Source organism: Chitinophagales bacterium, from assembly GCA_020636535.1.
Taxonomy (GTDB): domain Bacteria; phylum Bacteroidota; class Bacteroidia; order Chitinophagales; family JADIYW01; genus JADJSS01.
This window is the reverse complement of record JACJXT010000011.1, coordinates 1,914,759-1,928,913: the sequence shown is the minus strand read 5'-3', so window position 1 is coordinate 1,928,913 and position 14,155 is coordinate 1,914,759. Positions and strand designations below refer to the sequence as shown.

General features: G+C 29.0%; 13 protein-coding genes. 8 read left to right on the top strand and 5 right to left on the bottom strand.

Going from position 1 to position 14,155, the window contains the following annotated elements; genetic code table 11:
• Window positions 1–9 precede the first annotated feature (9 nt).
• The 7 genes from H6553_08895 to H6553_08865 all read left to right on the top strand — a co-directional run bounded on the left by H6553_08895 (window position 10) and on the right by H6553_08865 (window position 5,860).
• Window positions 10–1,095 carry a glycosyltransferase gene (locus tag H6553_08895; protein ID MCB9033940.1) on the top strand — a complete coding sequence of 362 codons (1,086 nt, stop codon included), beginning with the start codon at window positions 10–12 and terminating at the stop codon, window positions 1,093–1,095.
• The gene (locus H6553_08890; GenBank protein MCB9033939.1) at window positions 1,086–1,658 is read left to right on the top strand and encodes a sigma-70 family RNA polymerase sigma factor; all 573 of its coding nucleotides are present in this window, start codon (window positions 1,086–1,088) and stop codon (window positions 1,656–1,658) included. Before H6553_08895 ends, H6553_08890 begins: the two co-directional genes overlap by 10 nt.
• Before the next feature lie 202 nt (window positions 1,659–1,860).
• The gene (locus tag H6553_08885; GenBank protein MCB9033938.1) at window positions 1,861–2,370 is read left to right on the top strand and encodes a transposase; all 510 of its coding nucleotides are present in this window, start codon (window positions 1,861–1,863) and stop codon (window positions 2,368–2,370) included.
• Entirely contained in the window at window positions 2,357–2,752 is a 396-nt protein-coding gene (locus tag H6553_08880) for a hypothetical protein (protein ID MCB9033937.1), read from the top strand. The genes H6553_08885 and H6553_08880 overlap by 14 nt, the downstream gene beginning before the upstream one ends.
• 23 nt (window positions 2,753–2,775) lie before the next feature.
• Window positions 2,776–3,285 carry a hypothetical protein gene (locus H6553_08875; protein MCB9033936.1) on the top strand — a complete coding sequence of 170 codons (510 nt, stop codon included), beginning with the start codon at window positions 2,776–2,778 and terminating at the stop codon, window positions 3,283–3,285.
• A gap of 350 nt (window positions 3,286–3,635) precedes the next feature.
• The gene (locus H6553_08870; protein ID MCB9033935.1) at window positions 3,636–4,688 is read left to right on the top strand and encodes an IS5 family transposase; all 1,053 of its coding nucleotides are present in this window, start codon (window positions 3,636–3,638) and stop codon (window positions 4,686–4,688) included.
• 347 nt (window positions 4,689–5,035) lie between these two features.
• Window positions 5,036–5,860 (top strand): mechanosensitive ion channel family protein, encoded by an 825-nt coding sequence (locus tag H6553_08865; protein ID MCB9033934.1) that lies wholly within the window; start codon window positions 5,036–5,038, stop codon window positions 5,858–5,860.
• A 72-nt stretch (window positions 5,861–5,932) separates the two neighbouring features.
• Here H6553_08865 and H6553_08860 read toward each other — a convergent pair whose 3' ends face one another.
• The 4 genes from H6553_08860 to H6553_08845 are packed head-to-tail and all read right to left on the bottom strand — an operon-like array spanning window position 5,933 to window position 11,843.
• Entirely contained in the window at window positions 5,933–8,338 is a 2,406-nt protein-coding gene (locus tag H6553_08860; GenBank protein MCB9033933.1) for a TonB-dependent receptor, read from the bottom strand.
• Window positions 8,328–9,689 (bottom strand): HTTM domain-containing protein, encoded by a 1,362-nt coding sequence (locus tag H6553_08855; GenBank protein MCB9033932.1) that lies wholly within the window; start codon window positions 9,687–9,689, stop codon window positions 8,328–8,330. The genes H6553_08860 and H6553_08855 overlap by 11 nt, the downstream gene beginning before the upstream one ends.
• Window positions 9,673–10,740 (bottom strand): imelysin family protein, encoded by a 1,068-nt coding sequence (locus H6553_08850; GenBank protein ID MCB9033931.1) that lies wholly within the window; start codon window positions 10,738–10,740, stop codon window positions 9,673–9,675. Before H6553_08850 ends, H6553_08855 begins: the two co-directional genes overlap by 17 nt.
• On the bottom strand, window positions 10,740–11,843 hold the full coding sequence (locus H6553_08845) for a DUF4856 domain-containing protein (protein ID MCB9033930.1): 1,104 nt from the start codon (window positions 11,841–11,843) through the stop codon (window positions 10,740–10,742). The genes H6553_08850 and H6553_08845 overlap by 1 nt, the downstream gene beginning before the upstream one ends.
• 307 nt (window positions 11,844–12,150) lie before the next feature.
• On the opposite strand from H6553_08845, the gene H6553_08840 reads away from it, so the two are divergent.
• A complete protein-coding gene (locus tag H6553_08840) occupies window positions 12,151–13,203 on the top strand; it encodes an IS5 family transposase (GenBank protein ID MCB9033929.1) in 1,053 nt (350 codons plus the stop codon).
• 705 nt (window positions 13,204–13,908) lie between these two features.
• On the opposite strand, the gene atpC is transcribed toward H6553_08840, so the two are convergent.
• Window positions 13,909–14,154, bottom strand: a complete 246-nt coding sequence (gene atpC / locus H6553_08835) for an ATP synthase F1 subunit epsilon (GenBank protein ID MCB9033928.1) — start codon at window positions 14,152–14,154, stop codon at window positions 13,909–13,911.
• Between the last annotated feature and the right edge of the window lies 1 nt (window position 14,155).

Sequence of the window (14,155 nt, the reverse complement as noted above, 5' to 3'; positions counted from 1 at the left end):
TTTTTATTGATGATGATTCTAATTTATGGATATATTGCGGTTATAATAATTCAACTATTATTTTATATATTTTTTCTATTTAAATTTAATCAAAAAAATCAAATAAAAAATAATGATTTACCAATAACCATTGTAGTCTGTTGTAAAAATGAAGCTCAAAATCTAAAACGCTTAATTCCTATCATCATGCAACAAGATTATCCAAATTTTGAATTATTATTAGTTGATGATGGTTCTACGGATAGTACTGTTGATGTTATTATACACTATAAAAAAGAATATAAAAATATAAATTATTTATTTGTAGATGAGAAAGATAAAATTGGTGTAGGGAAAAAATTTGCATTACAACAAGGAGTACAAAAAGCACAACACGATATTATTGTAGTAACTGATGCTGATTGTTATCCAATATCGAAAGAATGGTTGCAAAAAATGGTTCAAGCAAAACAAGACAAAGCAATAGTACTTGGTATTAGTTTGCCATTTTGTATCAATGGTAATACGGTTGAAAAGTTGCAAGACTACGAAACCAGTATTACAGCGTTGCAATACATTAGTTTAGCAAATATAAATTGTGCATACATGGGTGTTGGTAGAAATATGTTGTTTGAAAAACAGGTTTTTTTAGATAAAAATTGGACAGATAAAGAAATGAATATGCTTTCTGGCGATGACGATTTGTTTATTCAAACACAAGCAAAAAAAAATAATGTTACTACATGCACAGATACAAATGCGTATACTTATTTTGATGCAAAGTCAACATGGAATGCTTGGTTCAAACAAAAGCAAAGACATTTAAGTACAGGTTTTACTTATCAAATAAAACATAAAGTAATATTGAGTTTATTTCTGTTAACTAAGTTATTAGTTTATATGTTATCAATTATGATTAGTATATATAATTTTAAATATTTAGTATTGCTATTATTATATTCGGAACTTATTTTGTTGACTAGTAGATATTTATATAAAAAGAACAACTTATTTCAGTTTTTTAAATTTTCATTTGTATTTGATATAATCTATTGTTTTAGTATTATCTTTATAGGATTGGTAGCTTATTTTAAACCAAGCAAATCTTGGAAATAAAAGAAAATGAAATCAATATAATTAACGATGCTTTGAAAGGAGACCAAAAAGCATATACTTATCTTATGGAAAGGTATAAAGATGGTTTGTTGCACACCATAAAAAAAATAGTAGGAGATGAGTTAGATGCAGAAGACTTATTAATAGAAAGTTTTGCTAAAGCATTTGATAATTTAAATCAGTATGATGCAACTTATGCGTTTAGTACTTGGTTGTATAAAATTGCTTCTAATACTTGTATTGATTTTTTAAGAAAAAAACGAATTGAAGCCATTTCATTAGATGCAAGTGCTAATTATATTGAAGATAATTTTTTATACAGCGATACTGAAAATCCAGAAACAACATTAATTAATACACAGAAGAAACAAAAAATCAGACAGTACATTAACAGCTTAGATACATCTTTAGCAACAGTTATTGAGTATCGATATTTAAAAGAATTAAGCTACGACGAAATTGCAGCAGCACTACACTTACCAATTGGTACAGTCAAAGTACAAATTCATAGAGCAAAAAAAAGATTATATGAAATTATTAAAGACAATGAAGATAGTTTATAGAAACCATCTAAAAATCTTGATTCTAATAGTCTGAAAATCTAATGCAATATAATTAATTTTTTAGTGATGTTGTTTTTTCTATTCTCGCACTTGACAGGTGTTTTTCACCTGTCAAAAACCCTGTCAAAAACCTTGTAGGAGTTAATAAAAGTATCATTTGCTATGTATAATAATAAAATTTGATATATTTACAGGTTTAAAAATGCAAACATATTTTCCTCAATTTTTTACAGCAACCATATACAAATGGTATCCACTTTTAAAAGAAAGTCAAGTTAAAGATATAATAATAGAAAGCATGGTTTTTTTAGCACAAAATCAAAGAGTGTTTATTCATGCATTTGTAATTATGGATAATCATATCCATATCATTTGGAAAATCAGAACACCTCACTTGCAAAAAAATGTACAAAGAGATTTTTTAAAATATACAGCACAGCAAATTAAGTTTTATCTACAACGCAAGAATTCAGAGATAATTGAATTATGTAAAGTAAACCATAATGATAGAAAATATATGATTTGGCAAACGAATTCTATGAGTGTAGATTTATATACCGAAAAGGTTTATAATCAAAAATTAGACTATATACATAATAATCCAATAAAGGCAAAATATTGCGAAAAAGCAGAAGATTATATATATTCGAGTGCAGATTATTATTATCTTAATAAAAGTAAATGGAAGTTTATAAATAATGAAGAAGAATAACTATATGTTTCGGCAGGTGATAACACCTGCCGAGTGCGGGGGAGACTATAAAGATAATTTTGCTGGACATGCTGAATTATATATAGATCAAACTTCAGATGAAAGTTTTAAAAATACAACAGAACCATTTAAACAAGCAATAGTTAAAAAGACAGCTGAATATATATTGAGTGCAAAAAAGAGAGAGGGAGCAAACAGTACAGAACTAATTAGTAAGTTTAATATAAATAATAAAGCTAGTTATAGTATGACATATGAACAAGAATATATACAAGATGATAAGAATAAAATAGTAGATACTAAATACTTTATTAAGATAAGAGATAAAGACAATAACTTGGTAAGTGAAGTAGAGTACAATGAAAAACTTACTAAAGATTGAAATTTTTAATCTACATAACTATTGTGTCTTCCTTATTTTATTGTAAGAGAACTGAGAAAGGTATCTCTAAGGATAATACCTTAACTGGTGGAAAGTTTAAGTATTGGAGAGTTTTTAGAAACGGAGTTATATATGAACCTTCGCCTAACAACAATACAATATATAGATTTGATAAAGATGGTAGTTTTTATACATTGGATTTTAATTTTTACAATTTTAATTGGGAATTAGTAAATGATAATTCTTCCATATTTTATAATAATATTTGGATTTTACATAATGATTCAATAAGATTGAATTTTAATACATATAAAATTGAAATAGAAAACATAAATACTGATAGTATTTATATTGTGTTATCAAAAAATACATTTTATGATTCAATGCATCTAAAAAAAGGTTATTATATATTGAAGCCATTTAATAGTCAGATAGACGGATATTTTAATTTTAAGAAGATAAAGAATAAGAAAGGAACAAACTGTTATTTTGATAAGAAGCTAAGAAATCAAGAAATCAAAAAATGGCAATAAAAGGTAGCACAGCAATGTCTAAGAAGTATCTACTATAAAAGGTTCGTATTTCCGAACCATAAGTAAAAATGGGTTTAAAAAGTTTATTTAGTGAAAACTATTTTAAAATATAATTTATAATATATAAAACTATATAATTTTAAAAAGAAAAAATCAATAACCAGTAAATTTATTTCTTGGTTTTTTACTTAAAAACAACAAATGCTATTTTTGTTTGTAATTATTCTTTGTCTTTTGGCTTGTTCGGTTTGTAACATACTGTCCCAAAAAGTAAGACCGTTGCAAGGCAGTGATAAAAAATAATATAGAATAATGCTAGTAGTTATACTATAATTTAGTATATTAGAGTTATGAAAATAAATAAGCCACTCACATTAGCAGACAGTATATGCGATACACGCGTAAAGAAAGTTAAACAAGTTTTCTTTACACAAATTAACCAGTTAATAGATTGGCAACAAATTAGTACAGTAATAGATAAGTATTACACCAAAGGCACAAGTGCAACAGGCAAGCCAAGTTATGATGGATTGTTATTATTCAAAATCTGTTTACTACAAACATGGTACGGACTAAGTGATTACGAAGTAGAAGACAGAATAAATGACAGCCTCTCCTTTAGTTCTTTCTTAGAATTAACCATAGACCAAACCTCACCAGACCATAGTACCATAAGCAGATTTAGAACAGCAATGACAGGAGCAGGAGCATATGATGAATTATTAAAAAGCATAAACAAACAATTAGAACAACATCAAATACTAGTAAAGACAGGAGCTATAGTAGATGCCAGTATAGTAGAAACACCATTAAAACCCAAAGGAAAAAGTAATTATGAGCTTGAAGCACAACAACAACAACAAGAGCAATCACAAGAAGTACCAACAAAGACGGTAGAAAAAAAATACAGTACAAGTGTAGACATAGAAGCAGCATGGATAAAGAGAGGCAAACAACTAAAATATGGCTATAAGAAACACTATGTAACAGACAACGAAGGATTAGTATTAGGCGTATTAACCACCAAAGCAAGTGTAAATGAAATTAGTAATCTAGAAACGGTATTAAAAACAGCAGACTTACCAAAAGACATAGCAGTAAAAGCAGACAAAGGTTATCAATCAGAGAAGAATAATGAATTGTTAAAGACATTAGGATTAAAAAATAACATATTAAAAAAAGCAACTAAAAATAAAGCATTAACACAAGCCCAAACAGATTATAACAAACTAATAAGCAAAACCAGATATAAAATAGAACGCACTTTTGGCAGTATAAAAAGATGGTTTAACGGCGGTATAGCAAGATACAGAGGCATAGCCAAGATGCACACACAAAACATAATGGAAGCCATAGCATATAATTTATACAGAAGTCCAGGGATACTTATGTCCAAAGCATAAAAAAGCGAAGAAAAGTAAAAAAAAAAGAGTACTAAACAAACAAAAATCAATCAAAAAAGATAAAAAATAACAAAATAAGCCAATAAAACAAACAAATTAAAATATAACAAATATAAACTAATGAATATAATAAATGAAAAACAAAAATTTTACCTTTTGTAACGGTCTCCATTTATAGTAGTAGATTCCGAAACGAGTTCGGAAAGGAGACGCTTCGTTTCGTTGTACTTCACTCAGCGTGACGGAGATAAAGAATACTAATGACTTAATGACGAATAACTAAACAAAGCTTAGCTAACAATTTGTTTATATTTCTAAATTAATGATTTTTATAGTTTTGTGATAATATGGGAAATATTAATTCAAAATTAGATGCTATAATTAATCAAGCAATTGCTTATGCTCCGAAGTTGGCTTTGGCTCTTCTTATTATTATTCTTGGATTTTGGTTGAGCAATAAACTAGTAAAGGTATTGGCTAAATCATTAAAAAAGAGAGAAATAAGTGAAGATGTACGCCCTTTTATTATAACAGTTAGCGCTGTGTTACTTAAAATTTTAATTGTAATAAGTGCTGCTGGAATTGTTGGTATTGAAACGAGTTCGTTTGTTGCTGTATTGGCTGCTGCGGGTTTTGCTGTTGGTATGGCATTACAAGGAAGTCTGAGTAATTTTGCTGCTGGTGTATTAATTCTACTTTTTAAACCTTATAAAATTGGTGATATTATTGAGTTGAAAGACAAGAAAGGAAAAGTTGTAGAAATTCAGATTTTTAATACTGTAATGCAAACGGTTTTAAACGAGACTGTAATTATACCTAATGGTTTGGCTATTAGCGATTTAATAGTCAATCATTCGAGTGTTGGTTTTATTAGAGTAGATGTTTTTGGACACATTCCTTACAGTGAAAAATTTAGTAAAATTGAGCGATTAATCTTGGCTGAAATTGCAAAAAACGACAAGATTTTAAAAACACCAGAAACAACATTAGGTATAGAAACATTTGATACTCACTTTATTAATTTTGGTATTTATGCTTTTGCTAAACCCGAAAATTATTGGGATGTGTATTATTACTTAACTAGAACTATTAAAATAGTGTTAGGTGAAAACAATATTCAAGTTGCCTACTCTGAAGATATGAAGCTAGGTGAAATTAGCAAGGAAGATTAGTTTGCTTTCTTTTTTCTATAGAATTGAAAAAAATCATGAAATAAATTCAGGATGTGATAGATTGCCACAATTTTACCAATTAAAAATTAGTGTTCCGTACCACGACATGGCTTCGGCTGGAATAATGCCTGGTCCTGGATAACCTGCTGCTCTCCTAGTGAAATATTTATTGTTAGTTATATTATTGCCACTTACTTTAAAGGTAAACCATTTGTATGTATAGCTTGTATTAATATCTATATTATAATAAGCTGGTACTAAACCTGCTATGGCATTTGGCGTTGCTTGTGTTGCATTAGTAGCATCTGTAAATTGTTGACTAACATAAGCTACATTAGCTCCAATTGTAAATGATTCGTAGGAAAATGTAAGTCCTGTTCTATAAATAAAATCTGGTGCATATTCTACGCTATTGCCAACTATTGCTGTTTCTTCTGATTTGATGTATTGTGCATTCAAATAGGCAAAGTTGTTATACCATTTTAAACCAAATTTATTCTCTTGATTTTTAAATTTCAAGAAGTCTATTTCTACTGCTATATCTACACCTAATGCTCTTGATTTGGCTACATTGGTTCTATAACGATAAGCGATTAATGTAAGCGTATCTTTTTTGTTGATTTCACTAATTCTGTCATTATAAATCATGCAGAATGTACCAATATTATAGTTTAGTATATTTTTATAAGTTCCTCTTAATCCAAAATCAAAACTATATCCTTTTTCGTCTTTTAAATTTGGATTGACTCTTAATCCTGGAATATTGGCTCTGATATCATTAAAGTTTATTGCTCTATAATTTTGTGAAAGGTTAGCATACATTTCTAATGTAGTTAATAGTTTATACGACAATCCTAATCCTAATAAAAAGATATGACGACCTTTAGTTCTTGATTCATCAATTGTTGAATCTCTCAAAACAATATCATTAAAAACATATCTGTCTTTATAAAAACCTTTAGCTGTAGTTTGAATGTACTCGTATCTAAATCCTGGCGTAAAAGAAAAGCGATTTAATGTAAACAGCTGTTCGCCAAACAAAGCAATATTGGTACTAGGAAATTTAAAATCGGAACCACTGATTAATGAATCACTTAAAAACTCGAATGTAGCATCATTTCCTGCATTAGCATCATCTTGTTTTTTAGAAGTATGTCCTCTATAAATTCTTGCACCAAGCAGCAATACAAAACTTTTGGTAGCCGTTGTATTGTACTTGTACATTAGTCGTGTTTCGTTGCCTATATTTTTGTATTGGTCGCTCAATAAATTTCTAGGCGTATTGAGTTGGTCGTTCTGTTGAATATTACTTAAGTTGCCAATAGCATCTCTTCCTGCAAACAAAGCAAAAGTATTAGACAATAAAGATAACTTGTTATTAAATTTATATCTAAATTCAATATTTAATAAATTCCAATTAATAGCAAACCAATTTCTAGTTCTATTGGATTGATTTGGATTGTCATTAAACTGAGCATCTGTTAAACCACCAGGCATTTGTGCTAAATAATTCATGCCACTATATTCTGCACCAATACTTGCTTTTTCGTTGATTTGATATTTGAGATGAGTATAATAATTATGTGCTTTGAATAAAGAATTAGGACGGAAGCTATTGCCTCGTCTAAATTGATAAAAAGAATAATAACTTAATTTTTTATGCGTACCATCAAATCCAACAAATGTATTTGAGAAACCATAGCTACCTACTGTTTGTTGTAGATTGATGTGATATGGTTTTGTTGTAGTAGCTTGTTTAAGTTTAAAATTAATCATACCACCAAACTGTGTACCATATTGCAAACCAGAAGCACCACGAACAATTTCTATTTTTTCTACAGCTTCTGCTGGTGGTAAATAATAAGCATCAGGATAACCTAAAGCATCAGCAGAAATATCGTAACCATTTTGACGAATATTAAAATTAGAACTTCGTGTTGGTTCTAAACCTCTTGTAGCAACATCTAATTGCAGACCAGAAGCATCGCTTTCCCAAATATTTAAACCTGCAATTTTAGCAAAAATTTGTCGTCCTGAATTTCTTGCTAAGTTGACATTGAGTTTTTCAAGAAAAATTAAATCTGTTTTCTTAGCAGCAAAAATCGACATATCTTCTACATTTTTAAGGTATTGATTGTCTAGTAAGTTATTTTTTTTAGTGTCATTTATTTGTACTTCATCTAAAATAGTAGTACTACTATCTAATATTATATGTTTATCATTTATATTAATAGTAATTATTAATTCTTGAAAACCAATTTTAGATATTGTGAATAGCTGATTCAATTTATTAACTGGAATTTGAATTATTCCATCGTTATTACTTACTGTATGAAATTGCTCATCAAAAGAACTCACATTGGCATCTGCAATAGCTTGTTGTTGTTGATTGACTATTTTAATCGTGTGCTTTTCTTGAGCAAACAATAGGTTAATCACCAAAGCAAAATAAATAAAAAGTATATTATTAATTTTCATCTAAAATCCATGTTTTATGTTTAAACGAATCTTTTTCTTTCATTAAATCGACAGTATTATCAATAAATCTTTTTGACTTGCTGCCATTTAAGCTAACAAAAGCATCTACAAATACTTTTGGATTTTGATAACCCATTTTGGCATAAGTACCTCCAAGAAAATGTGCATATTCTAAAATCATATCAGGTTGTGTACTCATCATTTTAATTTGATATGATGTAAGATATTTGTCGTTCTGTACTATTACTTTCTGACTTCCATCTTGATTGGTAATAAGAAATGTAGCTAAACCAGCTTTTTCCATTAACATTACACGCCATGAGAAACGATAGCCTTCTTCTGTCCAAAATATATTGCCTTTGTATAATAAGTATCGTAGTGGAAATACAATTTGAAAACTGATGAATAAAATAAAAGCAATATCAATTAATTTAGGAAATAAAAAATCGTATATTTTTGTTTGTACTTTATCCCAATTGAATCGAAATAATTTTTGTTGCAGTTTGATGTGAGTTGTAGTACTAAAAAATATGGTAGTTGATACAATCATAATAAAAGGAAACATACCAATTGGAAATAGCAATCGTGTAGCAACATGAAATACTATAACAAAGCAATATGCTATTGGTCGAGATTTTTTCCAAGATAAGAAGAAAAATATAGTTAAATCAAATATACAACCAAACCAACTAAATAAATAAGCTGTAAATGTTTTGGTTAATAAATTGCCTACAATTGGAAAGTGCTGTTTTGAAGACAGCCAAATTTTTAGTGGCTGTGCATCGATTAACCAAGCGTGATTTACTTTTGCAAAACCAGCATAAAAATAGACAACACCTAACATGACTTTTATAATATTGACGCTTATAGCTGGAACTTGTGTATAGTTTTCTCGTTTGAATAATACATTATCTAATGAAAATGATTTTGCTAATGGCAAGAATATTATAATAAAGCATACCAAGCTCACAAAATAATAGTGATTTAAGTAATTGGTTCTATCAATTAATTCGATATACGAGAATGTAATAAATAATAATATAGCACTTAAGCGATATAAAAAACCAAGCATTACAGCTAGAGCTGCAAATAACATCACACCAAAAAAAGCATATAATAATGTAGGTGATAAAGGTTTTATCCACTCAAATCCATAATAAGAAAAGAAATAAGTTGGTAAAATATATAATTGTTCTATCCAGTCATTCAGAATGAATCGTAGTGTTGAGCCAAATAACATTAAACCAAAAAATATTCTAAAAGAAATTAATGGAGCAATGTGTACTTTGTTGCGTACAAAATATTGATACAATGATTGTTTTTTGTTGATTGAATTAATCACCGTCAACATCTTGGTAGGTAATCGTCAGACACATTGCAGACACCATATCCACTTTTAAAGTCAGTAATAAAGCTTGTAATTGACTATATAGTGTTTGAACAGCAGCTTCATTATTGGTAATTTCGTAAGCCAAATCATGATTAAAAGTATCGATAGTATTTAAAATTGCTTGTAGTTCGTTATTGATTTGTGTACTTAAATCACTTCTTCCAACATTATTTAAATAATCATCTAAACCTAAACCATTATTTCCATTGAATAATGATTTATAGTTTATTATATAATTTTCTAATAATTGTAATGAAGTCTTGCTATACAATCCTTCTACATTATTTAATTGTGGTACGCCAAGCGTTCTAATACCTAAAGGAATGCCTACTTTTCCATCTCTTGCATATTTTTCGTAATCTGCAATGATGGCATTACTTAGCTGACCAAATGCACTTGCAATATCAACTCCAGTTGCATTGATAAATGTATTGTAATAATTTCCATCGTTTGGATTCCATTCATTATAAACATTGTTGATTACAGTTTTCACTTGAGTCATCACTGCTGTTAAATAGTTTTTATTATTTGTAGCACTGTACCAATTGACAATGTCTGTATTAGAGTTTGCTACACCAAATAATAAGTAATCTAAAGCATGAATTCCTTTTGCACTGTTACTGATATTTTGTAAATCAGTTATACCATTAGCAATTGCAGTTTGAATTATAGTTGTATCTGTTGGATAATTATTTAAAGCTGTTCTTTGCAAATACGATTCAGCTGGACCAAATTGTAGCATTTCAACAGTTTCAAAATCGAGATACAATTGTTTTAAAGCATTTTGAGCAGCCGTAAGTGTAACTGTTGTAGGTGCTGTTATAAAAGCAGTAATAGCTGTTTGTGTAAGTGTTGCTTGTGTGTTGAGCTGACTATATCTATCGACAATAATATTGCCTAAGTTTTGTAGTATAGCATTGTTATCAACTGTTTCGCAAGAACTGCTTGGTTTGTCTTCAGTACAAGATACTATACACAAAGAAAGTAAAATTAAATATATTGTATTTTTCATTAAAATAATGTTTTATAATCTTCTAAACCATAAATTTCAGCAATGGTATCTCTAAGATAAGTTAATTGAGTTGTATTTAGATGAGCAACCGACCAATTTTCGTTTACTAAAAAGTAATCTTTTATAGCATTGTAGTCTGTATCTGTAATAATTTTATTAGCGTTATACTTTAAGTTTAAGAAAAATCCAAGTGCTTCAGACAACACATGACATCTTACAGCATAATCGTCATAGTTAGTTCTAGCACTATTTAAGTAATGCAACATAGCACAAACATTTATGTATTCTACATTTTTTCTAACATTAGCCGCAGCAACATCTCTTACAGTATAGTCTCTACGATTAATAGCATCTCTACCTTGAATAAAACTGTGTAAAGTACTAGATAACAAATTAATTGGTTTACCTGAATTTACATATTCACCATAATAAATTAAATTACCAGCTTCGTCTTCAGCATCGTAGTTATCTACTGTAACATTTGTAGGAATTCCCATATATCCGAAAGCTTCGTCCCAATAATGTTGCATAGCAGTACCTTCGCCATCAACAACAGTATTGTTATCTGCAGTTGCTAGTTTATTGTATGTAGTATATTCTTCAGCAATTCTATAATAGAAAACAGCTCCCATAATTGTTTTTTGTACCAATTCTACTAAATCAATACCATTACTATCTACTAAATAAGAACGACTAGTGTTAGTTGTACTTGTAGCTACTCCGTTTGTACCAGAAGTAGTTACTGCTGTATTGTGATGTGTACTAATAGAAGCTAAGTAATTAATTAAATTCTCTACCAATACTATATCAGCTTCGTAAGTTTTGTTTTTTAATTGCTTGGTTGAAGCATTGAGTGTTGCATTGGTAAATGGACTGTTTGCATTAGCATACATATTTAATAATACATTGGCATCTAAGTTTTGAGTTTTACCTTTTTTCATTTCGGTAATCATTTCTGTTAGCATCGCTAATCTTTCAGTTTGGCCACTAAAGTTAACATTTTCGAAGCTATACGAACTAGGCAAGTTGATAGTTTCTTCTTCTTTAGTACAAGCAATTGCTAATAAACATAGCACAATAATTAAAAGTTTATTTGATTTCATTTCTTAATTTTATTTAGACTTATTTTAAATAGAGTACAAATATAGTAGTACGACTAGAATCAAACAATACCAAAAAACATTATTTGACTACTAAATTTTAGGTATCTTTATAGTATTGGGTATTGGGTAGAAGATTGTTAGAGCCAAGATTGTTAGATGTTAGACTTTGTTGGCAACATTATCTATTTATACTAAAGTGATTTCATAAGCTGTACTATTGAAACAGTTTAAGACCGTTGCAAGGCAGTGATAAAAAATAATATAGAATAATGTTTGTAATTATACTATAAGTTAGTATATTAGAGTTATGAAAATAAATAAGCCACTCACATTAGCAGACAGTATATGCGATACACGCGTAAAGAAAGTTAAACAAGTTTTCTTTACACAAATCAACCAGTTAATAGATTGGCAACAAATTAGTACAGTAATAGATAAGTATTACACCAAAGGCACAAGTGCAACAGGCAAGCCAAGTTATGATGGATTGTTATTATTCAAAATCTGTTTACTACAAACATGGTACGGACTAAGTGATTACGAAGTAGAAGACAGAATAAACGACAGTATCTCCTTTAGTACTTTCTTAGAATTAACCATAGACCAAACCTCACCAGACCATAGTACCATAAGCAGGTTTAGAACAGCAATGACAGGAGCAGGAGCATATGATGAACTATTAAAACAGATAAACAAACAATTAGAAAGGCATCAAATACTAGTAAAGACAGGAGCTATAGTAGATGCCAGTATAGTAGAAACACCATTAAAACCCAAAGGAAAAAGTAATTATGAGCTTGAAGCACAACAACAACAACAAGAGCAATCACAAGAAGTACCAACAAAGACGGTAGAAAAAAAATACAGTACAAGTGTAGACATAGAAGCAGCATGGATAAAGAGAGGCAAACAACTAAAATATGGCTATAAGAAACACTATGTAACAGACAACGAAGGATTAGTATTAGGCGTATTAACCACCAAAGCAAGTGTAAATGAAATTAGTAATCTAGAAACGGTATTAAAAACAGCAGACTTACCAAAAGACATAGCAGTAAAAGCAGACAAAGGTTATCAATCAGAGAAGAATAATGAATTGTTAAAGACATTAGGATTAAAAAATAACATATTAAAAAAAGCAACTAAAAATAAAGCATTAACACAAGCCCAAACAGATTATAACAAACTAATAAGCAAAACCAGATATAAAATAGAACGCACTTTTGGCAGTATAAAAAGATGGTTTAACGGCGGTATAGCAAGATACAGAGGCATAGCCAAGATGCACACACAAAACATAATGGAAGCCATAGCATATAATTTATACAGAAGTCCAGGGATACTTATGTCCAAAGCATAAAAAAGCGAAGAAAAGTAAAAAAAAAGAGTACTAAACAAACAAAAATCAATCAAAAAAGATAAAAAATAACAAAATAAGCCAATAAAACAAACAAATTAAAATACAACAAATATAAACTAATAAATATAATAAATAAAAAACAAAAATTTCACCTTTTGCAACGGTCTCAGTTTATAAATTCATCTACATTGCTAAATATTAATCTTACATAAACCCTAATCGACTCTTCATTATCATAAGCAATTATAACTTTTCTTTTGGACTCTTTTTTTATACTTACAATTGAATTAATTGGTATTATATGTATTTGTTTAAACTTTTCTAGATATCCATTATTCGCAGAGTCCTCTTCGAGAGACTACTGCTACGAATAGATATTGAAACAGTTTATAAATTCATCTACATTGCTAAATATTAATCTTACATAAACCCTAATAGACTCTTCATTATCATAAGCAATTATAACTTTTCTTTTGGACTCTTTTTTTATACTTACAATTGAATTAATTGGTATTATATGTACTTGTTTAAACTTTTCTAAATATTCATTATTCGCAGAGTCCTCTTTGAGAGACTACTGCTACGAATAGAGTAACAAAGCAAGAAAATTTATACATAAAATCTATTATATAAAGAGGTCTAATAATAAAAAAAGGAAGACTATTGCTAGTCTTCCTTCATTTTTAATTTGGTTGGTTGTTTATTTTATGCAACAATGCCTTCTGTAAGCACAGACACTTTGTTGTTTAATACTTCTACTATACCACTTTTAATGGTGTAAGTGTTTTTATCATTAGCAGTTTCTACTTTTACCTCACCTTCTTTTAAAGCAGCAATTAAGGCAGCATGATTTTCTAATACTTGAAACCTACCACTTTCTCCTGGAAGAGAAACGCTTTTAGCTTCGCCACTAAATACAGTTATTTCTGGTGTAAGAATTACTAAATTCATT